27 protein-coding genes are annotated in these 25,085 nt (G+C 66.8%); 13 read left to right on the top strand and 14 right to left on the bottom strand.

What is annotated here, in order from left to right; genetic code table 11:
- Positions 1–38: 38 nt before the first annotated feature.
- From ACFQZZ_RS25120 to ACFQZZ_RS25085, 8 genes are read left to right on the top strand one after another with little or no spacing between them, the layout of a single operon-like run.
- Positions 39–827 (top strand): SDR family NAD(P)-dependent oxidoreductase, encoded by a 789-nt coding sequence (locus ACFQZZ_RS25120; RefSeq protein ID WP_378685528.1) that lies wholly within the window; start codon positions 39–41, stop codon positions 825–827.
- 32 nt (positions 828–859) lie between these two features.
- Positions 860–2,128, top strand: a complete 1,269-nt coding sequence (locus tag ACFQZZ_RS25115) for an aromatic ring-hydroxylating dioxygenase subunit alpha (RefSeq protein WP_378685525.1) — start codon at positions 860–862, stop codon at positions 2,126–2,128.
- Between the two features lies 1 nt (position 2,129).
- Complete coding sequence (locus ACFQZZ_RS25110) at positions 2,130–2,465, top strand: hypothetical protein (protein WP_378685522.1); 336 nt, start codon at positions 2,130–2,132, stop codon at positions 2,463–2,465.
- The gene (locus tag ACFQZZ_RS25105) at positions 2,462–3,301 is read left to right on the top strand and encodes a TauD/TfdA dioxygenase family protein (protein ID WP_378685519.1); all 840 of its coding nucleotides are present in this window, start codon (positions 2,462–2,464) and stop codon (positions 3,299–3,301) included. Before ACFQZZ_RS25110 ends, ACFQZZ_RS25105 begins: the two co-directional genes overlap by 4 nt.
- Positions 3,302–3,340: 39 nt before the next feature.
- A complete protein-coding gene (locus ACFQZZ_RS25100) occupies positions 3,341–4,612 on the top strand; it encodes an aromatic ring-hydroxylating dioxygenase subunit alpha (RefSeq protein ID WP_378685516.1) in 1,272 nt (423 codons plus the stop codon).
- An 11-nt stretch (positions 4,613–4,623) separates the two neighbouring features.
- The gene (locus ACFQZZ_RS25095) at positions 4,624–4,962 is read left to right on the top strand and encodes a hypothetical protein (protein WP_378685513.1); all 339 of its coding nucleotides are present in this window, start codon (positions 4,624–4,626) and stop codon (positions 4,960–4,962) included.
- A complete protein-coding gene (locus ACFQZZ_RS25090) occupies positions 4,959–6,212 on the top strand; it encodes an amidohydrolase family protein (RefSeq protein ID WP_378685510.1) in 1,254 nt (417 codons plus the stop codon). The genes ACFQZZ_RS25095 and ACFQZZ_RS25090 overlap by 4 nt, the downstream gene beginning before the upstream one ends.
- Before the next feature lie 8 nt (positions 6,213–6,220).
- Complete coding sequence (locus ACFQZZ_RS25085; RefSeq protein ID WP_378685507.1) at positions 6,221–7,696, top strand: aldehyde dehydrogenase; 1,476 nt, start codon at positions 6,221–6,223, stop codon at positions 7,694–7,696.
- On the opposite strand, the gene ACFQZZ_RS25080 is transcribed toward ACFQZZ_RS25085, so the two are convergent.
- The 4 genes from ACFQZZ_RS25080 to ACFQZZ_RS25065 are packed head-to-tail and all read right to left on the bottom strand — an operon-like array spanning position 7,693 to position 12,044.
- Complete coding sequence (locus ACFQZZ_RS25080) at positions 7,693–8,349, bottom strand: SRPBCC family protein (RefSeq protein ID WP_378685504.1); 657 nt, start codon at positions 8,347–8,349, stop codon at positions 7,693–7,695. The two genes, ACFQZZ_RS25085 and ACFQZZ_RS25080, sit on opposite strands and share 4 nt — an antisense overlap.
- Positions 8,346–8,837: a (2Fe-2S)-binding protein gene (locus ACFQZZ_RS25075; protein ID WP_378685501.1), complete on the bottom strand. Its 492-nt coding sequence runs from the start codon at positions 8,835–8,837 to the stop codon at positions 8,346–8,348. The genes ACFQZZ_RS25080 and ACFQZZ_RS25075 overlap by 4 nt, the downstream gene beginning before the upstream one ends.
- Positions 8,830–9,705, bottom strand: coding sequence for an FAD binding domain-containing protein (locus tag ACFQZZ_RS25070; RefSeq protein WP_378685499.1), 876 nt, complete (start codon positions 9,703–9,705; stop codon positions 8,830–8,832). The genes ACFQZZ_RS25075 and ACFQZZ_RS25070 overlap by 8 nt, the downstream gene beginning before the upstream one ends.
- The gene (locus ACFQZZ_RS25065) at positions 9,702–12,044 is read right to left on the bottom strand and encodes a xanthine dehydrogenase family protein molybdopterin-binding subunit (protein ID WP_378685496.1); all 2,343 of its coding nucleotides are present in this window, start codon (positions 12,042–12,044) and stop codon (positions 9,702–9,704) included. The genes ACFQZZ_RS25070 and ACFQZZ_RS25065 overlap by 4 nt, the downstream gene beginning before the upstream one ends.
- A gap of 210 nt (positions 12,045–12,254) precedes the next feature.
- On the opposite strand from ACFQZZ_RS25065, the gene ACFQZZ_RS25060 reads away from it, so the two are divergent.
- From ACFQZZ_RS25060 to ACFQZZ_RS25040, 5 genes are all read left to right on the top strand, one after another.
- Positions 12,255–13,334 (top strand): XdhC family protein, encoded by a 1,080-nt coding sequence (locus ACFQZZ_RS25060; protein WP_378685493.1) that lies wholly within the window; start codon positions 12,255–12,257, stop codon positions 13,332–13,334.
- Between the two features lie 158 nt (positions 13,335–13,492).
- Entirely contained in the window at positions 13,493–14,077 is a 585-nt protein-coding gene (locus ACFQZZ_RS25055) for a hypothetical protein (protein ID WP_378685490.1), read from the top strand.
- Positions 14,078–14,207: 130 nt separating this feature from the next.
- Entirely contained in the window at positions 14,208–14,396 is a 189-nt protein-coding gene (locus tag ACFQZZ_RS25050; protein ID WP_378685487.1) for a ferredoxin, read from the top strand.
- 161 nt (positions 14,397–14,557) lie between these two features.
- Positions 14,558–15,835: a cytochrome P450 gene (locus ACFQZZ_RS25045; protein ID WP_378685484.1), complete on the top strand. Its 1,278-nt coding sequence runs from the start codon at positions 14,558–14,560 to the stop codon at positions 15,833–15,835.
- Between the two features lie 50 nt (positions 15,836–15,885).
- Positions 15,886–16,722 carry a mycofactocin-coupled SDR family oxidoreductase gene (locus tag ACFQZZ_RS25040; RefSeq protein WP_378685481.1) on the top strand — a complete coding sequence of 279 codons (837 nt, stop codon included), beginning with the start codon at positions 15,886–15,888 and terminating at the stop codon, positions 16,720–16,722.
- An 86-nt stretch (positions 16,723–16,808) separates the two neighbouring features.
- Here the strand turns inward: ACFQZZ_RS25040 and ACFQZZ_RS25035 are convergent, their stop codons facing one another.
- From ACFQZZ_RS25035 to ACFQZZ_RS24990, 10 genes are all read right to left on the bottom strand, one after another.
- Complete coding sequence (locus ACFQZZ_RS25035) at positions 16,809–17,951, bottom strand: thiolase family protein (protein ID WP_378685478.1); 1,143 nt, start codon at positions 17,949–17,951, stop codon at positions 16,809–16,811.
- 33 nt (positions 17,952–17,984) lie between these two features.
- A complete protein-coding gene (locus tag ACFQZZ_RS25030) occupies positions 17,985–18,401 on the bottom strand; it encodes a Zn-ribbon domain-containing OB-fold protein (RefSeq protein ID WP_378685475.1) in 417 nt (138 codons plus the stop codon).
- Between the two features lie 66 nt (positions 18,402–18,467).
- Complete coding sequence (locus ACFQZZ_RS25025; RefSeq protein ID WP_378685472.1) at positions 18,468–19,544, bottom strand: 2Fe-2S iron-sulfur cluster-binding protein; 1,077 nt, start codon at positions 19,542–19,544, stop codon at positions 18,468–18,470.
- 32 nt (positions 19,545–19,576) lie between these two features.
- Positions 19,577–20,431 (bottom strand): acyl-CoA dehydrogenase family protein, encoded by an 855-nt coding sequence (locus ACFQZZ_RS25020; protein WP_378685469.1) that lies wholly within the window; start codon positions 20,429–20,431, stop codon positions 19,577–19,579.
- Between the two features lie 3 nt (positions 20,432–20,434).
- Complete coding sequence (locus ACFQZZ_RS25015) at positions 20,435–21,523, bottom strand: acyl-CoA dehydrogenase family protein (RefSeq protein ID WP_378685466.1); 1,089 nt, start codon at positions 21,521–21,523, stop codon at positions 20,435–20,437.
- A 14-nt stretch (positions 21,524–21,537) separates the two neighbouring features.
- A complete protein-coding gene (locus ACFQZZ_RS25010; RefSeq protein ID WP_378685463.1) occupies positions 21,538–21,954 on the bottom strand; it encodes a nuclear transport factor 2 family protein in 417 nt (138 codons plus the stop codon).
- Positions 21,941–23,152, bottom strand: a complete 1,212-nt coding sequence (locus ACFQZZ_RS25005; protein ID WP_378685460.1) for an amidohydrolase family protein — start codon at positions 23,150–23,152, stop codon at positions 21,941–21,943. The genes ACFQZZ_RS25010 and ACFQZZ_RS25005 overlap by 14 nt, the downstream gene beginning before the upstream one ends.
- A complete protein-coding gene (locus ACFQZZ_RS25000) occupies positions 23,149–23,469 on the bottom strand; it encodes a DUF1330 domain-containing protein (RefSeq protein ID WP_378685457.1) in 321 nt (106 codons plus the stop codon). The genes ACFQZZ_RS25005 and ACFQZZ_RS25000 overlap by 4 nt, the downstream gene beginning before the upstream one ends.
- A gap of 33 nt (positions 23,470–23,502) precedes the next feature.
- Complete coding sequence (locus ACFQZZ_RS24995) at positions 23,503–23,832, bottom strand: hypothetical protein (protein WP_378685454.1); 330 nt, start codon at positions 23,830–23,832, stop codon at positions 23,503–23,505.
- Positions 23,813–25,084 (bottom strand): aromatic ring-hydroxylating dioxygenase subunit alpha, encoded by a 1,272-nt coding sequence (locus tag ACFQZZ_RS24990; protein WP_378685451.1) that lies wholly within the window; start codon positions 25,082–25,084, stop codon positions 23,813–23,815. The genes ACFQZZ_RS24995 and ACFQZZ_RS24990 overlap by 20 nt, the downstream gene beginning before the upstream one ends.
- Between the last annotated feature and the right edge of the window lies 1 nt (position 25,085).

Genomic DNA, 25,085 nt, shown 5'->3' with positions numbered 1-25,085 from the left:
CGGCGCCGTGCGGTCGATCGAAGAATGTGGTGTTGCCTGTGACGACTTCTCCGAAGGCTCCCCCGACTCAGCGCCGCTCCGGCGTCGCGCGGGTCGCCGTGGTAACCGGCGGCGCGTCGGGGATGGGACTGTCCATCTGCCGATCGCTCGCCGGCAACGGTGACCGGGTCGCGGTCCTCGACATCGATGGCTCGGCCGCACAGCGTGCGGCCGAGCAGCTGCGCGCCGAGGGCGGCGCGGCAATGGCGTGCGAGGTCGACGTCACGGACCGGGCCGCGGTGCACGAGGCGCTGCGCAAGGTCCGAGCGGAGTTCGGTGCCATCGAAATCCTGGTCACCAGTGCGGGTTTGGTGGATTTCGCGCCGTTCACCGAGATTTCCCCGGACGCATGGCGACGCGTCGTCGAGGTGAATCTGACCGGTGTCTTCCACTGTGCGCAGGCCGCGATTCCGGACATGCTGGCGGCGGGGTGGGGCCGGGTGGTGACGATCTCGTCGTCGAGCGCGCAGCGCGGCTCGCCCGGAATGGTGCACTACACCGCGGCCAAGGGCGCGGTGGTCGCGATGACGAAGGGGCTGGCGCGTGAGTACGCGTCGAAAGGCATCACCGTCAACACTATTCCGCCCTCCGGCATCGATACGCCGATGTCGCGGCAGTCGCAGGTGGCCGGGAATCTACCCGACAACGCCACCATGGCCCGGGCGATACCGGTCGGGCGTCTGGGCACGGGGGAGGACATCGCGGCGGCGTGTGTGTTCCTCTGCTCGGAGCAGGCCGGATACATCACCGGCCAGGTGCTCGGTGTGAACGGCGGGTCGGTGATATGAGCACACCACGGGAAACGAAGGAGCGATCGACCGTGCGGCAATGGCCAAGGCCCGCGGAGGGCAGTTGGACAGAGCATTATCCCGAGCTGGGTACCTCGATGATGTCGTTCGAGGACTCCGTCTCGCCGGAGTTCTTCGAACTCGAGCGCGAGGCGATTTTCAAACGGGCGTGGCTCAATGTCGGCCGCGTCGAACAGGTTCCGCGCACCGGAAGCTACTTCACCAAGGAACTCGATGTGGCCCGCACCTCGATCATCGTGGTGCGCGATCGCGACGGCGGCGTCAACGCCTTCCACAATGTCTGCCGTCATCGCGGTAACAAGCTGGTGTGGAACGATTTTCCGCGCGCGGAGACCGCCGGGACCTGCCGGCAGTTCACCTGCAAGTACCACGGCTGGCGCTACGGGCTCGACGGCGCGCTGACCTTCGTGCAGCAGGAGGAAGAATTCTTCGACCTCGACAGCAAGGACCTGGGGCTCGCGAAAGTCCACTGCGAGGTGTGGGCGGGATTCATTTTCGTCAACCTCGCAGCCGAGCCGCGACAAACCCTGGGGGAATTCCTCGGCCCGATGATCACCGACCTGGACGACTACCCCTTCGACAAGATGACGGAGTGGTACGAATTCCGGGCCGACAACCAGAGCAATTGGAAACTGTTCGCCGACGCCTTCCAGGAGTATTACCACGTGCCGGGGCTGCATTCGCAGCAGATACCCACCGCGGTTCGGACCCCCGGTAAAGGTTTCGAGTGCGCGCATTTCCAGCTCGACGGTCCGCACCGCATGGTTTCCACCGGCGGCGCGCGCCGCTGGACCTTGCCCGCAGAGTTCATGTATCCGATCGAGCGGATCACCCGCAGCGGCCTGGTGGGTCCGTGGCAATCGCCAGAACTGGGTGAGCCGTCCAAGGGCCTGAATCCCGGACGGGTCGAACCATGGGGTATCGACAACTTCCAGATCTTCCCCAATATCGAGATCCTCATCTACCGCGGCTGGTATCTGCTCTACCGCTACTGGCCGACCTCGTACAACACCCATCGTTTCGAGGGCATGCTGTGCTTCCAACCGGCGCGCTCGGTGCGCGAGCGGGTCGAGCACGAAGTCGCCTCGGTGGTGTTCAAGGAATTCGCGCTGCAGGACGCGGGGATGCTGACCGGAACCCAGACCGCGCTGGAATCCGCCTACCGCACTGCGGGATTGACCGCTTTCCCGGTCAACGACCAGGAAATCCTGGTCAAACATTTCCACAAGGCGGTCGCCGACTGGGTCGACGATTACCTGCGCGCCGCCGGGAAGGCCTGAGATGACCGCACCCATGCTGCCACCGGCTTTCGCCGATTTCGAGGAATTCGCCGAAACCTGGTGCCTGGCCACTGAAACCGAACGCTATGCCCGCCGGATGAGCAGTTCGATGCCGGAGCTGCTGACCTTCTACGACGCGTTCTTCCCGCGCTTGGAAGAGGCGATCGAGTACTGCGACAAATTTCCGCTCGACGATCTGCCCGAGGACGCCCTGGCTCTGCTGCGGCTGATCTATTCCCTGGTCATGGTCGCCATGGCGGTCGAAATATTTCAGCAAACCAAACCCGTCGACAGCGCCGACGCCGAAATCGAACGGATCAAGGAGCCACACCCGTGACGATCACCATCGACAAGCTCGGCCACGAGGTGGGCGCCGAGGTCATCGGCCTCGCACCGGACCGCCTGCTGGCAGACGATTCGATTCCCGCCATCCTGATGACTGCCCTCGAGGAGTACGGCGTGCTCGTGTTCCGCGATCTGCATCTGGATCCGGAGACCCAGGTCGCGTTCTGCCGCAAGCTCGGTCAGGTCGACACCTCGCCGGGACACCATCCGGTCGAGGGCATCTATCGCGTCAGCCTCGACACCAGCAAGAATTCCTCGGCAAGCTATCTGCGCGCGACCTTCGACTGGCATATCGACGGCTGCACCCCCGAGGACGACGCCTACCCGCAGATGGCCACGATGCTCACCGCCAAGGCGGTGGCCGCCAGCGGCGGGGAAACCGAATTCGCCAGCACCTACAAGGCTTACGAGAATCTCACCGCACAGGAGAAGCTCACCTTGGCCCCGCTGCGGGTGGTGCATTCGCTCGAGGCATCCCAGCGCCTGGTCACCGCGGAGCCGACACCCGAGCAATTGTCGGCGTGGCGCGAGCGCCCGACCAAGGAGCACCCGCTGATCTGGACCCACAAGTCCGGGCGGCGCTCCCTGGTGCTGGGCGCCTCGACCGACCACGTCGTCGATATGTCGCCGGATCGGAGCCGGGCGCTGCTGGACGGTCTACTGGCGCGCTGCGCCGCACCGGAGCGCGTCTACACCCACCAGTGGTCGGTCGGCGACACCGTCATCTGGGACAACCGCGGCGTCATCCATCGTGCCGCGCCCTATCCGGCGGATTCGCCGCGAGAGATGTTGCGCACCACCGTGCTCGGCGAGGAACCGATCCGGTAGCCGCGGCCCGCCACCCCATCCATACCCCAGGAGTACGCCATGCCTCGTTGGCCCAAGCCCGCCGAGGGCAGCTGGACGCAGCACTATCCCGAACTGAGCACCGAGCCGATGTCCTACGAGGACTCGATCGCGCCGGAGTTCTTCGAACTGGAGCGAGACGCGATCTTCAAGCGCGCCTGGCTCCATGTCGGCCGGATCGAGCAATTACCGCGCACCGGCAGCTATTTCACCAAGGAGATCCACGCCGCGCATACCTCGGTCATCCTCTCGCGCGACCGGGACGGCACTGTCAACGCCTACCACAACATCTGCCGCCATCGCGGAAACAAGCTGGTGTGGAACGATTTTCCGCGCGAGGAAACCTCCGGAACCTGCCGCCAGTTCACCTGTAAATATCACGGCTGGCGCTACGGGCTGGACGGGTCGCTGGCGTTCGTGCAGCAGGAAGAGGAATTCTTCGACCTCGACAAGAGCAAACTCGGACTCGTCCGGGTGCATTGCGAGGTGTGGGCGGGATTCATCTTCGTGAATCTGGCCGCCGAACCGCGCCAGTCGCTGCGGGAATTCCTCGGCCCCATGGTCACCGCGCTGGAGGGGTATCCCTTCGACCGGCTCACCGAGCGGTACAGCTACAAGTCCGAGGTCGGCGCCAACTGGAAGCTCTACATGGACGCCTTCCAGGAGTTCTATCACGCGCCGATTCTGCACGGGAAGCAAACTCCCGACAATTTCTCCCTCGCCGCACAGCAGGCCGGTTTCGAGGCGCCGCACTATCAGCTCGACGGCCCGCACCGCCTGGTCAGCACCTCCGGTGTGGTCACCTGGGAACTCGATCCCTCGATGCGCAAACCGATGGAGGACATCACCCGCAGCGGGCTGTTCGGGCCCTGGGACGTACCGGATCTCGGGGAGATGCCCGCCGGGCTCAACCCGGCCGGCTGCGACCCGTGGGGCTTGGATTCGTTCCAGCTGTGGCCGAACTTCGTGATCCTCATCTGGTCCGGCGGCTGGTATCTGACCTATCAGTATTGGCCGACCTCACACAACACCCACATCTTCGAGGGAAATCTGTATTTCCCGCCGGCGCGCAGCCCGCGCGACCGGATCGCGCACGAGATGTCCGCGCTGACGTTCAAGGAATACGGGCTGCAGGACGCCTCCACCCTGGAGGCGACGCAGATGATGCTCGAGTCCCGCGTGGTCAGCACCTTCCAGCTCAACGACCAGGAAATTCTGTTGCGGCACCTGCACAAGGTGGCCGCCGATTGGGTCGGTGACTACCAGCGCGAGCGCGCGGCGGCCCGGCAGTGAGTGAAACGACCATGAGTGAAAACCTTTTGCCCAGCGAATTCGCCGATCTGGAGCCGTACGCCGCCGAGTGGTGTCTGGCCGGTGAACCGGCGCGCTACGACAAGCGCCTGGCCAGCTCCATGGCCGACATGCAGCGGTTCTACGACGCGATCACCCCGCGGGCGCAGGACGCGATGGCCTACTGCGACAAGTTCCCCCTCGACGAGCTGCCCGGGGACGCCAAAAACCTGATGTACCTGCTGTATTCGATGATCATGGTGTCCTTCCCGGTGGAGGTGTGGCGGCAGCCGCGAATACCCGATTCGGGATCGTCGGAGCTGACCTGCGTCCTCGAGCCGGAATTGCTGTGAACGAGCGCGTCACAGTGCTGCGGGCTGCGCGCTGGGTCGATATCGAGACCGGGCAGGTGCGGACCCCGGCGGTGATCGTGGTGCGGGGTAACCGGATCACCGGCGTCGATCCCGCCGAGCTGCCCACGGACGCCGATGTCATCGACCTGGGCGAGGTGACGCTGCTGCCCGGATTGATGGACATGGAGATCAATCTGCTCATCGGCGGACCCGACACCCCGACCGGACTGCCGAATCCCATGCACGGCGTACAGGACGACCCGGTCTACCGGACACTGCGCGCCACCATGAACGCGCGCACCACACTGCACGCCGGTTTCACCACGGTGCGCAATCTCGGGCTGATGGTGAAGACCGGCGGCTATCTGCTCGATGTCGATCTAGGGCGGGCGATCGAGCAGGGCTGGGTCGAGGGCCCGCGCATCGTCGGCGCGGGGCACGCCATCACACCGACCGGCGGTCACCTCGACCCGACGATGTTCCAGCGCCTCGCACCGCACATCATGCCGCTGAGTGTGGAAGAGGGGCGGGCCAACGGCGTCCCCCAGGTCCGCGAATCGGTGCGCTACCAGATCAAGTACGGGGCGGAGGTCATCAAGATCTCCGCGTCCGGCGGCGTGATGTCGCACGGCACCGTAGCGGGCGCCCAGCAGTACTCCGACGAGGAACTTGTGGCGATCGTCGACGAAGCCCATCGCGCCGGGGTCCGGGTCGCCGCCCACGCGCACGGCGACGCCGGCATCCGCGCCTGCATCGCCGCGGGCGTGGACTGCATCGAACACGGTTCGCTGGCCAGCGACGACACCATCGAGCTGATGGTCGAGCGTGGCACCTTCCTGGTGCCCACCAGCTATCTATCCGAGGGGCTCGATGTCTCCAAAGCCGCTCCGGCACTACAGCAGAAGGCCGCCGAGGTTTTTCCGCGGGCGCGCGAGACACTGCGTAAGGCGATTCGGGCCGGGGTCAAGATCGCCTGCGGCACCGACGCCCCCGCGGTGCCGCACGGTGACAATGCCAAAGAACTCTGGGCGCTCGTCGACCGCGGGATGACGCCGATTCAAGCCCTGCGCGCGGCCACCGTCACCGCCGCGGATCTGCTCGGCGTCGAGGACCGCGGCCGGCTCGCACCGGGCCTGCTCGCCGACATCATCGCCGTCCCCGGCGATCCCAGCATCGATATCACCACCGTCCAGGACGTCCGCTTCGTCATGAAGGACGGCCGCATCCACAAGAACATCACATCCGTATGAGGTAGCACATGCGCGGCACAGAGCAGCTTTTCATCGGGAACGAGTGGGTCGCTCCCAGCACCACCGCCACGATTCGGGTGATAGCGCCGCATACCGAGCAGCCGGTCGCTCGTGTTCCGGCGCCGGGGGCGGCGGATGTCGATCGCGCGGTCTCGGCTGCCCGCGCGGCCTTCGACACCGGGCCCTGGCCGCGGCTGGACCCGGCCGAGCGCGTGGCGATCGTGCGCAGGCTGGCCGAGCTCTACGCCGCCCGGGTGGACGAGATAGCCGACGTGATCAGCACGGAAATGGGCGCCCCGCTGACGTTCTCGCGATCGGCGCACGCCAGGCTGCCCGGAGCGATGATTCGCGCCTTCGCCGATATCGCCGAGGAATACCCGTGGACCGAGTCCCGGCCGGGTTTCCTCGGCTCGAATGTGCTGGTGTGCAAGCGGCCCGTCGGTGTGGTCGGGGCGATAATTCCCTGGAACATGCCGATGTTCCTAACCGTGGCGAAGTTGATTCCCGCCCTGCTGGCCGGATGCACCGTCGTGCTCAAGCCGTCGCCGGAAACGCCGCTGGACGCGAACCTCATGGCCGAGCTGATCGAGCAGCTCGAGCTACCGCCGGGGGTGGTCAGTGTGCTGCCCGGCGACCGTGCGGTCGGCCGGTATCTGGTGTCGCATCCAGGGATCGACAAGGTGTCGTTCACCGGGTCGACGGCCGCGGGGCGGCAGGTCGCCGAAGCCTGCGGCGCCGCGCTGCGCAAGGTGGGGCTGGAACTGGGCGGCAAGTCCGCCGCGGTGGTGCTCGACGACGCCGACCCGGCGGATTTCGCATCCGGCATGCGGGTGGCCGGCTTGATGAACAGCGGCCAGGCCTGTGTCGCGCAGACTCGGATCCTGTTGCCTCGCAGTCGCTATCGCGAGTACGTCGACGCACTGGTGAGTATGGTCGAAAAACTTTCCGTGGGCGATCCTTTCGACCCGGCGACCCAGGTCGGCCCAATGGTCTCGCAACATCAGCAGGAGCGCGTGCGCGGCTACATCGAACAGGGACAGCGCGAAGGCGCCAAGCTGCTCGTCGGCGGTACGGAGCTGCCCGACGGGTTGCGGCGCGGCTGGTATGTTCGGCCGACGCTGTTCGTCGACGTGGACAACGCCATGCGCATCGCGCAGGAGGAGATCTTCGGGCCGGTGCTGAGTGTGGTGCCCTATGACGACGAGGATCACGCAGTAAAGCTCGCCGACGCCACCGAATACGGGCTGTCCGGCTCGGTCTGGACCCCCGATCTCGACCGCGGCCTGGCGGTGGCCCGCCGGATCCGTACCGGAACCCTGGGCATCAATCAGCCCTACAGCATGGATCCCTTCGCGCCCTTCGGCGGTGTGAAGAACAGCGGCATCGGCCGCGAGTTCGGCAGGGAAGGGCTCGACGGTTTTCTCGACACCACCTCGATCTCGATCCGCCCCGTAAGGCGCGGGACGGATCGAGCGGGGAGCTAGCTGCGCGAGCGGCGGCGGCGTGTCAGAAGCAGAGCCAGCACCAGGACGATTCCGGCGGCCACTGCGATGGCGCGGCCGCTTCTGCCCACACCGGCGGCCGCCAGGAGATCGATCGGCTCGGCGGATGCGCGTGGAACCGCGCGGATCTCGGCTGGCGCGTCCGCCGCGGCGGCGGGCTCCGGACTCGTCGCGGGAGCGGCGGCCTGGGCCGTGCTGGTGATCTCGGTGGCCAGATTGGCGGCGAACTGGCCGATCAGCGTGCCCGCGACATCCGCGAGTGCGCCCCGCCCGAACTGGGCAGGTTTTCCGGTGATCGCGAGCTCGGTGTCGACGAAAACCGCTGTGCTGCCCTCGGATTCGACCAGCCGGCAGATGATTGTCGCCTTCGCCGTGCCGTTGCCGCGGGTTTCGCGGCCACCGCCCTCGAGGACGGCGATCCGGGCCTGCGGGTCCTGGGAGACGACTTTGATGATGCCGTTGTAGGTGAGTCCCACGGGTCCCAGTTTGACCTTTATCTTGCCGTGGAAGTCATCGCCGTCCCGGGAGGTCAGGGTCGCACCGGGCACGCAGGGCGCGATTCTTTCCAGGTCGAGCAGCACCGGCCAGGCGTCGGCCGCCGGAACCGGAATACTGAAGGTGTTCTCGAGTTTCATGGCAGGTCCTTCGATTCGGCGCTCGCGGCTGCCGCGGCGCGGACGGCGCACACGATGCCCTGGTATCCGGTGCAGCGGCACAGATTTCCGGACAGCCCCGCCCGGATCTCGCTGTCGGTGGGGTCGGGGTGCTCGCGCAGGAACGCGGTCGCCGAGACTACGAAACCCGGTGTGCAGAAGCCACATTGGAGACCGTGCTGGTCCCGGAAGGCCTGCTGGACCGGGGACAGCGTCCCGTCCGGCGCGGCGATGCCCTCGATGGTGGTCACCTCCGTGCCGTCGGCCTGTACAGCGAACACCAGGCAGGCGCGCACGGCCTCGCCGTCCAGCAGGATCGTGCACGCCCCGCAGACGCCGTGCTCGCAGCCCAGGTGGGTGCCCGTCAGGCCGCAGCGCTCACGCAGGTAGTCGGCCAGGGTCAGCCGGGCGGGCACCCGATCCCGGCGGACGGCGCCGTTGATCTGCAGCTGAATATCTATCTCAGTCATCACTTGCCTCCCGGGCGGCGCGCCGCCACGCTCGTGCCACCATCACCGCGCCGACTCGTCGCCGGTAGCCGGCGGAGCCATGTAGGTCCGAGGGGATCGATTCCAGCTCCGCCGTCGCCGACCGCCCGGTTTCCGTGGCGGTCACCTCGGTCACCGCGCGGCCGAGCAGTTCGGCTTCGGTCCTCGTGGCGCGTACCGCCGTCGGACCCAGGCCGAAGACCACGATGCCGCACCGGTCGATGCGGGAGTCCGCGTCCAGCCGCACCGCGACCACGGCGCCGGCGAGCGCGAAATCCCCGCTGCGCCGGGCGAATTCCTCGATCGCGAAACCGCTGCGGCCGGGCCATTCCGGAAAGACCACACCGGTGAGCAGTTCATCGTCGGCTAGCGCGGTACTCCACAGCCCGGTGAAGAAATCCGCCGCGGGGATCACCCGCGACCCGCGTGGTGACAGGGCCTCGATGTCGGCATCGAGGGCCAGCGCCACCGCCGGGTACTCGCCGGCCGCGTCGGCATGCGCGATGGCGCCGCCGATGGTGCCGCGATTGCGGATCTGGAAATGCCCGATCAGCGGAGTCGCTCGCGCCAGCAAGGGGATTCGGCGGCGGATCTCCTCGGCCCGGCCCACCTCGGTATGGGTGGTGCCCGCGCCGATCCACACCGAGTCCCCGCGCACCTCGATCCCGCGCAGGCCGGCGACCGCGCGCAGATCGATCAGGTGCTCGAACGCCGCCAGCCGCAGCGCCAGCATCGGCACGAGGCTTTGACCGCCGGCGATGAACTTGGCCTCCTCGCCCAGTTCGGCCAGCAGGGCCACGGCAGCCTCGACGGTGTCCGGGACGTGATAGGCGAAGGGAGCGGGCTTCATTCGGTCACCCCCGCCCGCGCCTGGTCCACCAGGTCGACGATGGTGGCGGGGGAGAGCGGCAGGCGCGAGATCTGCACGCCCAGCGGCGCGAGCGCGTCGGCCACGGCGTTCAGCACCGCCGGAGTCGATCCGATGGCACCGCCCTCGCCGACCCCTTTGTAACCGCCCGGTCCCGGGCTCGGTGTCTCGATATGCCCGACCTCGATGAGCGGCACCTCGGCGGCGGTCGGCATCAGATAGTCCAGGAAGGTCGTCGCCACGGGATTTCCGTCCTCGTCATAGGCCAGATGCTCATAGAGTGCACCGCCGATACCCTGCACGGTGCCGCCGTAGATCTGGCCTTCCACCACAGCGGGATTGATCATCGGCCCGCAATCCTCACTGACGATGTAACGGAGCAGCGTCACCTGACCGGTCTCGATATCGACTTCGCAGGTGCACAGATGGGTGGCGTTGGCCCAGATCATCAACTGGCCCACCCGATGCCGCCCACTGGCTTCGAGGCCGGCGGGGATACCGGGCGGCAGGGCCTCGGGCTGGAAGTAGGCGATTGCGGCCAGCTCGGCCAGCGTGACCGCGGTTTCCGGGGTGCTTCGCACGAAGCCCCGGCTGCCGATGAACTCGACCTCCTCGACAGCGGCCCCCAGTTTGTGCGCGGCGATGGCGAGGAGTCGTTCTCGCAGTCCCGCGGCGGTTTCGGCGATAGCCCCGGCCGTCATGGAACCGGATCGGCTGCCCCCGGTGCCGCCGCCGAAGGGGGTGACCGCGGTATCGCCCTGCACAGTGCGGACATCGGCGATATCGACTCCGAGGGCATCGGCGGTCAACTGCACCACGGTGGTCTCGAGGCTGTTGCCCGCGGAGCCGCCGGACACATAGACGTTCACCTTGCCGGAGGGCTCGATCCGGATGGTCGCGCCTTCCGTGGCGTGGAACGGGGTGTTGCCGGTGGTGGGCTCGACATAGGTGCAGGTGCCGACCCCAAGGTAGCGGCCCTGTGCACGGGCTCGCTGCTGCTCGGCGCGGAAGGCTTCGTAATCGAGCATCCCCAATGCCTGCTCGAAGGTCTCCAGGGGCGTGATGTCGCTGTAGGGCATGCCATTCGGGTTGGCGTAGGGCAGATCCTCTTGCCGCAGCATGTTCCGGCGGCGCAGCTCGACGGGGTCCAGGCCGATCTGGCGGGCCGCGGTGTCGAGCAGTACCTCCCGGGCGACCGACTCGAACTGCCACGGACCTCGGTAGGCCACCCGGCCGACGGTGTTGGTGTAGACGAACTTCGCGCTGAACCCCGCCTGGGGAATTCGGTACGGTCCGGGCAGCAGCAATCCGACCACCATGCCGCCGGTGACTGGTGACGGGATCGGATAGGCGCCCACGTTCTGGACATGGTCGATGGTGGCGGCCAGGATCGTGCCGTCGGCGTCGAAAGCCATTCGGACGTCACCGTATTCGTGCCGGGCCATCCCGGCCGACATGAGGTTCTCCTGGCGGTCCTCGATCCACTTCACGGCGTTGCCGAGCCGGCGCGCGGCCAGCATGACGCAAACGTCCTCGCGCTGCGGCGCCACCTTCTGCCCGAATCCACCGCCGGTGTCGCGGACGATGACCCGCACCTGGTGCTCATCGATTCCGAGCAGCCGCGCGCAGAAGCCGCGCACCTCGTGCGGGGACTGCGAGGACGTCCAGATGGTCATTTCGGCGGTGGCGGCGGACCATTCGGCCACGATGCCGCGCGTCTCCATCGGCACCGGCGAATACGCCTGCTGATGAATGCGCTGCCGGACCACATGGGCCGCCGAGTCGAAGACCGGGTCCAGATCAGCGGGTGGGCGTCCGCCCATCGCGCCTGCCGAGTTCCCGGGAAACCCGGCGTGCACCAGTTCGGTGGATTCGGCGGCGGTGAGAAAGTCGAGCACCGGCGGGAGCGGTTCGTAGTCGACCCGCACCAGTTCCGCGGCGTCCTCGGCGATATAACGGTCGACCGCGACGACCACTGCCACCGGATCGCCGACGAACCGGACCTCGTCGTCGGCGAGCGGCGGGCGCGGGACCGGCGGGAGGCCGACCATGTCCAGTGCGTAGGAGATCTCGCGCACATCGGGATTCAGGTCCGCAGCGGTGTAGACGGCCAGGACGCCGTCCAGGGCCAGTGCCTCGCTGCTGTCCACTCCGGTGATCCGGGCGCGCGGGAGCGGGCTGCGTACGAAACACACGTGACCCATGGCGGGCCGGGTGATGTCGTCGACGAAAACGCCGGCGCCGGTGAGCAGTCGCAGATCCTCGAGCCGCGGAACCCGGGTGCCGACCACGCCGGCGGTTTCGGTGTCCGTGCGGGTCATCTGAGGGGCCGCCGAGGTGGATGGGCGATTCGAGTCATGGGGATGATCCTCCGTTCACATCGGAGATGAGGCGGGCACACCGCTGCTGAGGATCTGTCTAGCAGCGGTATTCGCACAGTGTCAATATCTAGTATGTCAGAAACGCAAATGTAGTATCACCTATTTGGAGAATGGCATTTACGCCGATGGGACCGGCCGAAGGGGAGCGACATGCGTGATCTCGCCGTACACCTGCTGCGCTGGCAGGCAGCCGGTATCGAATACGCCTTGGCCACCCTGACGGGCGTCGACGGCAGCGCGCCGCGCCCGATCGGTGCGACCATGGCGGTCGACTCGGCCGGTTCGGTGCACGGGAGTCTCTCCGGCGGTTGCGTGGAAGCCGCGGTGTATGAGCTCTGCATCGAAGTGCTCGAGACCGGCGTCCCGGTGCGGAAGAGCTTCGGCTACAGCGATTCCGACGCGTTCGCGGTCGGCTTGACCTGTGGCGGCGAGGTGGAGGTTTTTGTGCACCGGGTGACGGCCGCGGAGTTCGCGGTGGTCGAGGCCGCGCTGGAGGTCGGGACGCCGGTGGCCTGGGTGCGTGACCTGGAGTCCGGGGCGGTCCTCGCGGTGCGCGCGGGCGGCGCGATCGGTGCGGGCTTCGACGTCGACGCGGCGGACCTGGCTGTGGTGCGGCAGACGCAGCACATGCTCGACGCCGGTTCCAGCGGAGTGCGGGTGATCGGCTGTGCCGATCGAGAGCGCACGGTCTTCGTGCAGTCCTTCGCCCCGCCGCCTCGAATGATCGTCTTCGGAGCAACGGATTTTGCCATCGCGCTGTGTGCCGTCGGGCGGCTGCTCGGATATCACGTCACGGTCTGCGACGCGCGCCGGACCTTCCTCGATCGCACCCGGTTCCCCGCAGCGCACGAGGTGGTCGTGGACTGGCCGCACCGCTATCTGGGCAAGACCGAGGTCGACGGCCGGACGGTCATCTGCGTGCTCGCCCACGACCCGAAGTTCGATATCCCGGTTCTGGCTCAGGCGTTGCGACTACCCGTGGCTTACGTCGGGGCGATGGGTTCGCGCCGCGCCGACCGGGAACGCCGTGGCGAGCTGCGAGTCGCGGGAATCACCGAACAGCAACTGCGGCAGCTGCGCTCACCGATCGGCCTGGAGCTGGGCGGGCGGACCCCGGAGGAGACCGCGCTCGCCATCGGCGCGGAGATCGTCGCACTCCGGCGGGGCGGGGCCGCGCTGCCGTTGTCGATGACCGAGCGGCCGATCCACGCGCGACAATTTTACCCCTAGTTGTGCTGGTGCGGCCGGGTTTTTCGATGGTTGACCTTCCGCCGAACGCAGTGTTAAGTAAATCACGCTATAACCCAGCGAGCGGTCCGATATCCCTCTGAGGAGATCCTCATTTCCGCAGGTATCGATCCGGCTCATCGGTGAGATGGAGAAATCACATGGCGACCCGGTTGATGAAATCCTTTGCCCCACGGGAGTGCCAGATGGCCTCGGTGGACGCGACCATCGAGCACGTCGAAAATCGAGAACTCCGCTACCGGCTGGCGATCCTCGGCCCGAATCCGCTTGCGGTAGTGCAGAACGCGGGTGGCTGGCTGTTCGATCGGGTGATGGCCGGCTGGGAGGTCTGGGTGGCGGTAGCCGAATGCGACGACCCTCGACCGGTCCGGATTCTCGGCGCCGAGGTGCTGGATCTCGAGACCTGTCTCAGTGCATATGTCAAGGTGCGGCCAGACTTGCTCGCCATGGACGCGTCGCTGTTCGGCGAGGATTCGCGCATCCGGGCGGGTCTGCTCGACAGTCTCGACGCCGCGGAATTCGAAGTCGCATTGTGGGGTGACACGTGGCCCGCCGAACTCGACTGTCGCCTCGGTGGTCCGGTGCGATATCGAATGAGTTCGGCCGCAAGGGCGTTCAAGGAGCGAGCCCAAGTCGCCGCGCATGCTCCGGGGCCGATCGCCGCCATGGAGACCTTCCGCGTCGGCACCCCCGCCCTGGCCGCCGACCTGCTGCCCGTGGGCTGACCGGCAGCGAACTTCGATTGACGCGCAGGCAGCGGTGTGAAACTCTCGTACCCTAGTGCGAGAATGTGATTCTCCAAGACGGGTAGCCGCCGGGCTGGGATGCCTCGAGCGGCGCGAAGGAGGGTGGTCGATGAAGGTCAGCATCGATACGGATCGTTGCCGCGGCTTCGGCGTCTGCGTGTCACTGTGCCCCGAGGTATTCGTCCTTACCGACTACGGCTATTCCGAGGTCGCGGTGGAGGAAGTGCCGCCAGGCCTGGAAGAGGCGGTGGCAGAGGCCGCCGAGGCCTGCCCGGAGCGGGCGATCGAGTGTAACTGAGGCCCTGCGGGCTTGATTCACCTCTGGCATGCGGCCGGGGCGGCACTCCGCCCCGGCCGTTTTCGTGTGCGCGGATCGCTGATGAGAATGAGGTTCTCAAATCAGAAGATGGGCGTTACCATCAACTGAATCTCCCTCACCGATGGCAGGAGCTGGCCAGGATGACTGATTTCGACACAGTCGACTACTTCACGGATCAGGCGTTGGTTCCCGATCCCCATCCGTATTACGACCACCTGCGCGCCAAATGCCCGGTGACCGCCCTACCGCACCGCGGGGTGTTCGCGGTGACGGGATATGAGGAAACGGCCGAGGTGACCAAGGACGCGGACAAGTTCTCCTCGATCATCGCCGTCGGCGGCCCGTTCCCGCCCCTGCCCTTCGAGGTCGAAGGCGATGATCTCGGCGAGCTGATCGACCGGAATCGGGACAAGATGCCCATGTTCGAGCACATGGTGACCATGGACCCGCCGCAGCACACCTACGCGCGTTCCGTGCTGAACCGGCTGCTCACCCCGGCGCGTCTGAAGGAGAACGAGGAGTTCATGTGGCGGCTGGCCGACCAGCAGCTCGACGAATTTCTCGCCGACGGGCGCTGCGATTTCGGTGCCGCGTACGCCAAGCCGTTCTCGCTGCTGGTGGTCGCCGACGTGCTCGGCGTACCGGAGGAGGACCACCAGAAGTTCCGGGTTGTGCTCGGCGCGGACCGGCCGGGCTCCCGGGTCGGCGCGCTGGATGACGATGCCCTGTCGAGCAATCCGCTGGCCTGGTTGGATGAGAAGTTCTCCGCCTATATCGAGGATCGCCGCGCCGAGCCGCGCGAGGATGTGCTCACCCAGCTTGCGCTGGCGAAGTACCCGGACGGTTCGACACCCGAGGTCATCGACGTGGTGCGCTCGGCGACCTTCCTCTTCGCGGCCGGACAGGAGACCACGGCCAAACTGCTGACCTCCGGTATCCGGTTCCTGGCCGACAACCCGCAGATTCAGCAGCAGCTGCGCGACGACCGCGCCAAGATCCCCCTCTTCGTCGAGGAGACACTGCGGATGGAGGCGCCGGTGAAGAGCATGTTCCGGCTGGCCAAGCAGAACACCCAGGTGGGCGGGGTGGACGTGCCGATCGGGACAACGGTCATGCTCTGCCCCGGGGCCGCCAACCGCGATCCCCGGCGCTTCGAGGATCCGCACGAATTCCGGCTCGATCGCCCGAATGCCCGGGAGCACATCGCTTTCGGGCGCGGTGCCCATACCTGCCCCGGCGGTCCGCTGGCTCGCGTCGAGGGCCGGGTCTCCTTCAACCGCATCCTGGACCGCATGCTCGACATCCGGATCGACGAGGAACAGCACGGCCCCGCGGACGCGCGCCGCTACGAGTACGAGCCCACATACATCCTGCGCGGGCTGCAGGCGCTGCACATCGAATACACACCCAAGGCCTGAGTTACACACTCCAGCAAGTCAATTCGTCGAATCAACGAATAGAGGAAACCATGACCGGACGGGTCGAGGGAAAGGTCGCATTCATCACGGGTGCGGCACGCGGTCAAGGCCGCAGTCATGCGGTGCGATTGGCGCAGGAGGGCGCCGACATCATCGCCGTCGATGTTTGCAAGCAGCTCGAGAATGTGCCGTTCGCGATGTCCACGCCCGAGGATCTGGCGACCACCGCGGATCTGGTGAAAGCCGAAGGGCGGCGGGTGGTTACCGCGGAGGTCGACGTGCGCGACTACGCGGCCCTGAAGGCCGCGGTGGACAGCGGTGTCGAACAGCTCGGGCGGCTGGACGTCGTCGTCGCCAATGCCGGGATCGGCAACGAGGGCGGTCAGTTGAGCGAACTCGACGAAACCCTTTGGCAGGACATGATCGACGTCAATCTCGGCGGCGTCTGGAAGAGCGTGAAAGCCGCCATCCCGCATCTGATCGCGGGTGAGCGCGGCGGTTCGATCGTTCTCACCAGTTCGGTCGGCGGGCTCAAGGCCTACCCGAATGTCGGCCACTACATCGCCGCCAAGCATGGTGTGGTGGGCCTGATGCGCACCTTCGCGGTCGAGCTGGGACAGCATTCGATTCGGGTCAATTCGGTGCACCCGACGCATGTGAACACCCCGATGGTGATGAACGAGGGCACCTACAAGCTCTTCCGCCCGGACCTCGAGAACCCGGGCCCCGCCGATCTCGAACCCATCTGCCGGATGTTCCACATCCTGCCCATACCGTGGGTGGAGTCGGTCGATGTCAGCAATGCGGTGCTATTCCTGGCCTCGGACGAGTCGCGTTACATGACCGGTGTCACGCTGCCGATCGATGCGGGCAGCATGCTCAAATAGCCTGCGATATAAGCGCATTCGACAGCAGTGCCGCCGTCCGGATGGGACGGCGGCACTGCTGTGCGATGCTCGAGTTGTGCGGTGCTTCAGAGCGACAGAATAGATGCCGCAGCGGTGCCCGGCGCACCATAGACCTGGGCGTAACCGACCTTGGGCTTGCCCGGTACCTGATGGTCGCCCGCCTGCCCGCGCAATTGCAGCACCAGCTCGTAGACCTGACGGATGCCGGAGGCGCCGATCGGTTCGCCGTTGGCGATGAGGCCGCCGTCGGTATTGACCGGCAGACGGCCGCCGATCTCGGTGGCGCCCTCGGCGATCAGCTTCTCCTGGTCGCCGTCGGCGCAGAAGCCGTTCTCCGCCATATGGATCACCTCGGCGCCGGCGTCGGTGTCCTGCAACTGGATGACATCGACGTCCTCCGGACCGATGCCCGCGGCGGCATAGGCGTCGGTCGAGGCGTAGACGGTGGGGGAGACGTCCTCCTCGACGGCGGCCCAGGTGCTGTGCACCTCGTAGGCCCCGTAGCGGCGCGTCCGGATCGCGGAGGACCGCAGGTACACCGGGGTGGAGGTGTAGCGCTTGGCGATATCGCCACGGCACATGATGACCGCCGCGGCCCCCTCGTCGGGCGTGCAGAACATGTAGTGCGTCAGCGGATAGTTCAACATCGGCGAATTCAGGATTTCGTCCTCGCCGATCGGCTTGCGCCGGAACGCATTCGGGTTGAGCACGCCGTTGCGGTAGTTCTTGGCGGCGACCTTGGCGAGGGTACGCTGGGAGATACCGTGGTCCTGCAGGTACCGGTTCGCCTTGATGCCGAAGAACTTCGTGGTGACGAACTGCCCGTTCTCGGCATACCAGCCGGGGAGGCCGAGTTTGGCCGGATCGTCGGTGAACGCCCCGCGCGGATGCTTGTCCATCCCGACCGCGATGCCGAGGTCGTAGCGGCCCGAGCGGATCGCCTCGGCGGTCTGCTCGATCGAGCTGGCCGCGGTGGCGCAGGCGTTGAACACATTGGTGAACGGGATCCCGGTCAGGCCGACCAGCCGGGTGACGGCGTCGGGATTGCTCACCTCATAACTGCCGCCGAACCCGAATTGGATGTCCTTCCACTGGATTCCGGCATCGGCGAGGGCGGCCTGGATAGCCTCCGCGCCCATCTCCATCGCAGTCTTGGCGAAGCGGCCGAACGGGTGGATCCCGATGCCGATGATGGCAACGTCGTTCATGTCGATACTCCTCTACTCATCCGGATGCCGCGGTCACACCGGCGCGAAGGCCACGGTCACGACCTCCGTCCCGTCCGCTTCGGCGTACAGCGGAACGAATGCCAGCTCGACGGCCATCCCGGCGCGCAACCGGTCGGGATCGGCTTCGGTGAGCCGGGTTTCGACGCGCACCTCGTCGCCGAGCTGCACCAGGCCGATGCCGAAGGGCTCGAACGAATCGGCGGTCTCCTGGCCCGCGTAGGGCAGTTTGGGCACGAATCCCTGGGTGGTCCAGGCGATCAGCGTGCCGTGCCGGGGCAGCAGCCGATCGGTCATGTCCGGTCCGCCGCACCGGGGGCAGCGTTGCTGGCGGGGCCAAGTCACCGCCTGGCAACCGCCGCAGCCACTGCCGATGAGTTGCGGATCGTTGTCGGGCCACGTCGAGACCTCGGGCGCGAGTGCCTTGGCCATGTGCCGTCCTCCATTTCTTGTGGAACTTCGAATGCTGTGTAAGGTCACGGGGTTTCGCGAGGGCGGTTACTCGTACCGGACCGTCGTCGCGGGACCGTCGGGGACGGCCTGGCAGGTGAGCACATAGCCGTCGGCCACCTCGTCCTCGGTCAGCGCGTCGTTGACCGCCATGGTCGCGGTGCCTTCGGTGAGCACAGCCATGCAAGTCGCGCAGTTGCCCTGCTCGCAGGAGAACGGCGGGGTGAGCCCGGCGCGGCGCGCGGCCTGGAGCAGCGTCTCGCCCGCACGTCTGGGCACGGACACCTTCTTGCGATCGAGAATGATCGTCACTGTGCCGGCCTCGGCGGGGCCTGGATCGGGCCGTGACGTCGCGTCGGGTGTGTGGGACGGGTCCGGCTGTGCCACCGCGTCCGCGAGTTCCGCCACGGCGGGAGCCGAGGCGGATACGGCTGGAGTGGGAGCCCCGAAACGCTCGCTGAAGATGAGACCCGGTCCGGGCAAGGCATTTTCGATCATCTCCATGAAGGCTTCCGGGCCGCAGATGTAGGCATCCGCATGTACGTCCGCGCCGACGAAAGCCCGCACCTCATCTGGGGTGAGGAAGCCCCGATCGGCGTCGAGATGGCGGACGATCTCCAGCCGTCCCGGATAGCGCTCGGTCAGTGCGTTCAGCGCCGACTCGAAGATCGCCGATGATCGGTCGCGGTCCGCGCATAGCAGCCGGACACGGCGCTCGGTGGTGGCCAGCGCGCTCTTGGTCAGCGACAGCACGGGCGTGATGCCGCTGCCGCCGCTGAAGCCGAGTAGCGGAACCGTGGCCGGGCGCAGGCAGAATCGGCCCGCCGCCCGGCTCATTTCGAGCTCGTCGCCCTCGGAGATGTTGTCGTGCAACCAGTTCGACACCAGACCGCCCGGCACCCGCTTGACCGTGGTCATGAGTTCGCCGTCGGTTTCCGGTGCGCTCGACATCGAGTAGGACCGGTAGAGGTTCTTGCCGTTCACCGGCACCCGGAACGTGCAGAACTGGCCGGCCCGGTACTCGAGCGCTTCATCGTGTGGATCCAGGACGAAGGTGCGGGAATCCGCGCTCTCCTTGATGATCCGGGTCACGGTCGCCCGCTGGAACGAGGGGGGTCGGGCCATGGGAACCAATTCCTCCGCTATCGATGGTCGGATTACAGCTGCGCCAGCCGCGGGGCCACGCCCTCGGTGCGAATGGATTGCCCGGCTTCGCGGACGAGTTCTCTTGTGCTGCCGAGCAACCCGTCCAGCACAAGGGTGCGGCGTAGATGCCGATGCAGGTCGTGCTCGGCGGTGAAGCCGATCCCGCCCAGCACCTGCTGGCAGTGTCGCGCCGCGATCTGCGCGGCGCGCCCGGCCGCCGCCTTGGCCAGCAACGCGCCGAACTCGCCATCGGCGACACCGAGAGTCGCCTCCGCCCCCTCGATCGCCACCAGCGTCTCGGCGAGCCGATGCCGCACAGCTTGGAACCCCGCCACCGGCCGCCCGAACTGGCTGCGCTCCAACGCATGCCGGCGCGCCGATGTCAGCATCGCGCGACTGCTGCCCACCAGCCACCAGGCAAGAGCCCGACGGCCCGCCGCAAGCGAGTCGGTCGAGGTGGTGCCGGGCTGTCCTGTCGCTGTGGAGCCGTGGTGGTTCGCCTGATTCGACTCCGCAAGGGTCACCGGGTGCAGCGGCAGCTGCTCGTCGATGGTCGTCCCTGGCTGATCGGTGCGTTCCCACACCAGCCAGGTGCCGCCGGTGAAAAGCAGCGGCGTGGTGCCGGTCATGGCGCGGCCCGCCGCATGGTGGATGACATCGTTCAGCACGGGTGCGTGCGCGCCCGTCTCGCCCAGCAGCCGGAAGACCAGCGGTATCGCGACGTCCGGGATGTCGGTGAGCATGTCGAGCCAGCCGAGTTCGGCCAGTGCGTGGTCGAGGTCGGTGCCCGAGGCAGCAAGCATGGTCTTGCGCACTGTCTGCTCGAGCAGCGCGAGCTCGGCCGGAACGGTAGCGAAGTCCGCCATGGCTCAGTCCTTTCCGAGGTCGAGCAGGCGGCGCGCGATGATGTTGCGCTGGATCTCGGCGGTGCCGCCGTAGATGGTCGCGGCGCGCGAATACAGGTATTCGGTCCGCCATTCGGGGTCGGTGAGTTCCAGGACGCCGGGCAGCAGATCACGGGCGGTGTCGAAGAGACGCTGTTCGGCGGTGGCGAGCAGCACCTTGTCGATGGAGGTTTCCGGGCCCAGGCGCGCGCCGTCCGCGAGTCGTTGCTGGGTGGTGCGGGAGCGGCAGCGCACGGTGTGCAGCGCCAGGTATGCCTCGCCGAGTTCCGTGTCGTCGGGTATCTCGGTGTGCGCCAGGATGCGATCGAGGCGGGTGAACAAGTAGGTGATCCGATGCCAGAAGCAGGCGGAACGTTCGTGCGGGAGCAGATCCATGGCCACCCGCCAGCCGTCGCCGGGCTTGCCGAGCATCCGGTCGGCGGGCACGACGACGTCGTCGAAGTAGACCTCGGCGAATTCGTCGACGCCGTGCATGGTGCGCAGCGGCCGCACGGTGATGCCGGGGGTGTCCATATCGACGAAGAAGGCGGTGATGCCGTCATGCCCCGGTGCCGTGCGGGCGAGCAGCACGCAGCGCGCCGAGTACTGCGCGAGGCTGGTCCACACCTTCTGGCCGTTGATTACCCAATCAGACTCGCGCGGAACGGCTTTCGTGGTTATCGAGGCCAGGTCGCTGCCGGAACCGGGCTCGGAGAAACCCTGGCACCACTGTTCCCGGCCGGACAGCAGCCGGGGCACCATGTCCGCGGCCAGCTCGGGGCGGGCGTAGGAGATCATCGTCGGGGCGAGCACCTCGATCATCGAGTAGATGCCGGGTTCGGCGAGGTCGCGGGCGGCGACCTCCTCGCCGAGGATCGCGCGCAGGACGGCGGGCCCGCCGAGGCCACCGACCTCGGCCGGCCAGCCGTAGCGCATCCAGCCCGCGTCGTAGAGCGCGCGACGCACTCGGGCCAATTGGGCGACCTGCCCGTCGAGGGAATGATCGGGCCCGGGGGACAGATCGTCCTCGTCGAGCCAGGCCCGCAGATCGGCTCGAAACTTCGTGGTGTTCATGCGGTTCCGGCCGTTCATGTCCTCGAACGCTCGAAGGCGTGCGGAATGCCGGAATCGTGGTCGCCGCTGCGGCGGATGAAGGTCATCCGGCGGGTCCGGATGCGCCACCCGTCCGCGGTCCGCACCAGCGCGTCGGTATAGTAGCCGATGCGCATGTCATGGGTACTCTGGTCGATGAAGCACAGCGGCTGGGTGCCCTCGGCGCGGTCGCCGTCGATCTCGAGCACGGGCAGGCCGGTGAGGAACAGCCCCTTCGGCGCGGCGGCCACCAGTTCGGGGAACAGGTCCAGGGTGTAGGTGTCGCCGAAGGCGCTGTAGCTGCCGTCGGGAGTGAACACCGCCAACAACCCGTCGATATCGCCCTTTGTGATGGTCACCGCGTAGCGGGCCAGCACCTGCTGGATCTCGAGCAGATCCTCAACTCTGGACATAGACCTTGCCGCCTTTCATGACGAAGCGCACCTGCTGGGTAACGGTGATGTCCTGCAACGGATCGCCGGGCACGCCGACGACATCGGCCAGCAGCCCTTCGGCCAGCCGGCCGCGATCGGTGACGCCGATCAATTCGGCCGCGCGCACGGTCGCCGCGCGCAGCACATCGAGCGCGGTGAGCCCGCGGTCGACCAACGCGACGAGTTCGTCGGCATTGCGGCCGTGCGGAATCGCCGGCGCGTCTGTGCCGACAGCGATCTTCACGCCCGCCCGGTAGGCGGCCAGGACCGAGGTGCGCGCCTTGGGAAACATCTCGGCGGCCTTGGCCTGCAGGGCGGGATCCGCCTTGGACACGTCCATGGCATCGGCGAGCCGGGTGGTGGGAACCAGCCAGGTCCCAGCCGCCACCATCGCCTCGATCGCCTTGTCGTCGATGAGGAAACCGTGTTCGATGCAGTCGATTCCGGCCGCGACGGCATGCTCGACCGCCTCCGCGCCGTGGGTATGCGCGGCCACCTTCAGCCCGCGCCGGTGCGCCTCGTCGACGATGGCGCGCAGTTCCTCGTCCGAATAGTGTTGTGCGCCGGGCGCTCCCGTCAGGGACATGACACCGCCGGAGACGCAGATCTTGATCAGCTGCGCACCGTGCTTGATCTGATACCGCACCGCCTTGCGTACCTCGTCGACGCCGTTGGCGATGCCTTCCTCGATGGTCAGCTGCAAGACATCGGGCGCGAAGGCGGAAAACATGGTCGGATCCAGATGGCCGCCGGTCGGGGTGATGGCGTGCCCGGCGGGCACGATCCGCGGTCCCTCGATCCAGCCGCCGTCGATGGCCCGCGAGAGCGCGACGTCCAGCAGATAGCCGCCGGTTTTCACGAACAGGCCGAGATTGCGGACCGTGGTGAAACCCGCACGCAGCGTCCGGCGGGCATTGCCCACCGCCCGCAGCATGCGCAGCGGCGGATCGTCCTGCACGCTGGAGGCCAGGCCGGTTTCGCCGCGGCCGCCCATCAGTAGGTTGACCTCCATGTCCATCAGTCCGGGCAGCAGGATCAGCTCGCCGAGATCGAGGATTTCGCCCTCGGGCTCGCCGCCCACGCCGGCGATGCGATCGCCGTCGATGCGCAGAATGCCGGGCCGGACGATTTCGCCGGTGTCGACATCGAGCAGTCCCGCTGCCCGCACCGTGATCATGGCTGTGACACTTCGCGTTTCGGCGGCTCGAAACCGGCGACGATGACCACATTGGTGTCCGCCGCCGCCTGACGCAGCTTCGCCGCGTGCTGGTACTCGGGCGACTCATACCATTCGCGCGCCGCCTCGACCGAATCGAATTCGAGGATGACGGTCTGATTGCCGTGCCATTCACCCTCGAGCACGCTGGGTGCGGTATCGACCGCCAGCGGCCGCAGCCCGCCGCCGCGCATCGCCGACTGGGCGGCGCGGGCGTATTCGGCCATACCCGCCGTGTCTTTGATGGCCTCGGTGAAAATCACATAACCCTTGGGCATTTCGTTCTCCTTGTTTTCTGGCCGCCGGCCGGTTCAGACCACCGGCTCGTTGATCAGCACGGCCCAGGCCGCGCCGCTGTCGGGTACGCGTGGCTGCTTCCACACCTCGATCGGGAAGGAGACCATCACCAGCGACTGCATGAGGTGGAAGAGCGCGAGGGCGTCCTCGGGCAGGTCCGGCCACTGCTGCTTGTCGCAGAAATCGAGGGCGGCTTCCAGTCGCGGGAAGGCTGCGTCGTAGAACTCCTGCATTTGCGGCATGGTCGAGGCCAGACGCTGGGCGTAGCGCTGCGCCTCGGTGGCCAGGCACCAATCCGCCGCGAACGGCTCCAGATCGGCGAATTCAGCGGGCAGCAGCGGCATCTCGGTACTCCTTGACTTTGTTCTGGGCGATCACGTGCAGATGGCGCAGCAGGATTTCCTGATCGTTGAGCGGGAATTCCGAGACGGTGCGTGTCGCGAGCATCGTCTGGGTGGCTTCCAGGGTGTTGGCGTCCTGCAGCGCGTATTCCTTGAAGGTCACTGCGGCCAGTTCCTGGGCCATGCGCTCGCGCGCGTTCTTCGGCGGCGCGAAGTAGAGGTTCGCTTCGAAGATGTGCTTGTCCACCGCGGTCGGCCAGTAGTGATAGGTGAGGTACCAGCCCGGCGCCCAGAACAGCAGCGAGAAGTTCGGGAAGATCTCGAATTCGTCCACACCCCAGGCCTTGTGCTGGGCCGGATTGAGGCCGGGCGGCAGCTCGTCCAGCCCCTCGATATCGGGCCGGTCCCACGGGCCGAACAGTCCGCTGCGCAGCACCCGCTCGATCGGCTTGACCATGTTGAGGTCCTTGGGCGGGGCCATGCCGCCCCAGGACGAGATCATCGAATGCGGCGAGGAAAGCTCGTAGTGCAGCGCCTCGTAGCCGTATCCGGCCAGCTTGTCGGCCTCGTCCTTGGTCGCCTGCTTCATGTGCAGGATCGGCGCGTGATAGAACTCGGCGAAGGCGTCGATGAACAGCTTCCAGTTGCTGCCGATCTCGGACTTGTAGGTGTAGACCTCGGTCATCTCGTGGAACGGATAGCCCTCGACGCCTTTGAGCATCGGACCGAGGTATTCGGTCAGCGGCTTGGCCGCCGGGTCGAGGTTCACGAAGATGAAGCCTTCCCAGACCTCGCAGCGCACCCCCTTGAGCCCGTAGTCGTTCTTGTCGAGGTCGAAGAATTCATTTTCCTGCTGCACGAAGGTGAGATCGCCTTCGAGGCTGTAGCGCCAGGCGTGGTACTTGCAGGTGAACTGGCGGCACGTGCCCGCCGTTTCCTCGTTCGGAAAGTCGCTCCACACCAGCTTGTTGCCCCGATGGCGGCAGATGTTGTGGAAGGCGCGGATCTCCTGGTCGGAGCCGCGCGTCAGGATGAGGGAGGTGCCTACGCAGGCCAACTCGCGGGTGAAGTAGCTGCCTACCCGCGGCAGCCGTTCCAACCGGCCGACATTGAGCCAGCTCTTCTTGAAGATGGCATCGCGCTCGTCCTCGTAGAAGGCCGGGTCGATCGAGTCGGTGTAGTCGACGGGGCCGGTGCCGAGTTGTGGATACTGCTCGGTCCAGCTACCCGCTTCGGGTTTGGTGAAATGGGCCACC

Source organism: Nocardia sp. GCM10030253 (assembly GCF_042675075.1).
Classification (GTDB): domain Bacteria; phylum Actinomycetota; class Actinomycetes; order Mycobacteriales; family Mycobacteriaceae; genus Nocardia.
The sequence above is the reverse complement of the archived record's forward strand: the minus strand, read 5'-3'. Positions and strand labels throughout refer to the sequence as shown.

Bases quoted from the DNA above. Each gene is read 5' to 3' on its own strand.
- ACFQZZ_RS24995 (WP_378685454.1), bottom strand. From the start codon at position 23,832: ATGCCGCTGCTGCCCGCTGAATTCGCCGATCTGGAGCCGTTCGCGGCG.
- ACFQZZ_RS25060 (WP_378685493.1), top strand. From the start codon at position 12,255: ATGCGTGATCTCGCCGTACACCTGCTGCGCTGGCAGGCAGCCGGTATC.
- ACFQZZ_RS25005 (WP_378685460.1), bottom strand. From the start codon at position 23,152: ATGATCACGGTGCGGGCAGCGGGACTGCTCGATGTCGACACCGGCGAA.
- ACFQZZ_RS25015 (WP_378685466.1), bottom strand. From the start codon at position 21,523: ATGAACACCACGAAGTTTCGAGCCGATCTGCGGGCCTGGCTCGACGAG.
- ACFQZZ_RS25050 (WP_378685487.1), top strand. From the start codon at position 14,208: ATGAAGGTCAGCATCGATACGGATCGTTGCCGCGGCTTCGGCGTCTGC.
- ACFQZZ_RS25030 (WP_378685475.1), bottom strand. From the start codon at position 18,401: ATGGCCAAGGCACTCGCGCCCGAGGTCTCGACGTGGCCCGACAACGAT.
- ACFQZZ_RS25075 (WP_378685501.1), bottom strand. From the start codon at position 8,837: ATGACTGAGATAGATATTCAGCTGCAGATCAACGGCGCCGTCCGCCGG.
- ACFQZZ_RS25110 (WP_378685522.1), top strand. From the start codon at position 2,130: ATGACCGCACCCATGCTGCCACCGGCTTTCGCCGATTTCGAGGAATTC.
- ACFQZZ_RS25045 (WP_378685484.1), top strand. From the start codon at position 14,558: ATGACTGATTTCGACACAGTCGACTACTTCACGGATCAGGCGTTGGTT.
- ACFQZZ_RS25010 (WP_378685463.1), bottom strand. From the start codon at position 21,954: ATGTCCAGAGTTGAGGATCTGCTCGAGATCCAGCAGGTGCTGGCCCGC.
- ACFQZZ_RS25100 (WP_378685516.1), top strand. From the start codon at position 3,341: ATGCCTCGTTGGCCCAAGCCCGCCGAGGGCAGCTGGACGCAGCACTAT.
- ACFQZZ_RS25035 (WP_378685478.1), bottom strand. From the start codon at position 17,951: ATGAACGACGTTGCCATCATCGGCATCGGGATCCACCCGTTCGGCCGC.
- ACFQZZ_RS25065 (WP_378685496.1), bottom strand. From the start codon at position 12,044: ATGACCCGCACGGACACCGAAACCGCCGGCGTGGTCGGCACCCGGGTT.
- ACFQZZ_RS25040 (WP_378685481.1), top strand. From the start codon at position 15,886: ATGACCGGACGGGTCGAGGGAAAGGTCGCATTCATCACGGGTGCGGCA.
- ACFQZZ_RS25080 (WP_378685504.1), bottom strand. From the start codon at position 8,349: ATGAAACTCGAGAACACCTTCAGTATTCCGGTTCCGGCGGCCGACGCC.
- ACFQZZ_RS25025 (WP_378685472.1), bottom strand. From the start codon at position 19,544: ATGGCCCGACCCCCCTCGTTCCAGCGGGCGACCGTGACCCGGATCATC.
- ACFQZZ_RS25095 (WP_378685513.1), top strand. From the start codon at position 4,624: ATGAGTGAAAACCTTTTGCCCAGCGAATTCGCCGATCTGGAGCCGTAC.
- ACFQZZ_RS25055 (WP_378685490.1), top strand. From the start codon at position 13,493: ATGGCGACCCGGTTGATGAAATCCTTTGCCCCACGGGAGTGCCAGATG.
- ACFQZZ_RS25070 (WP_378685499.1), bottom strand. From the start codon at position 9,705: ATGAAGCCCGCTCCCTTCGCCTATCACGTCCCGGACACCGTCGAGGCT.
- ACFQZZ_RS25000 (WP_378685457.1), bottom strand. From the start codon at position 23,469: ATGCCCAAGGGTTATGTGATTTTCACCGAGGCCATCAAAGACACGGCG.
- ACFQZZ_RS25020 (WP_378685469.1), bottom strand. From the start codon at position 20,431: ATGGCGGACTTCGCTACCGTTCCGGCCGAGCTCGCGCTGCTCGAGCAG.
- ACFQZZ_RS25085 (WP_378685507.1), top strand. From the start codon at position 6,221: ATGCGCGGCACAGAGCAGCTTTTCATCGGGAACGAGTGGGTCGCTCCC.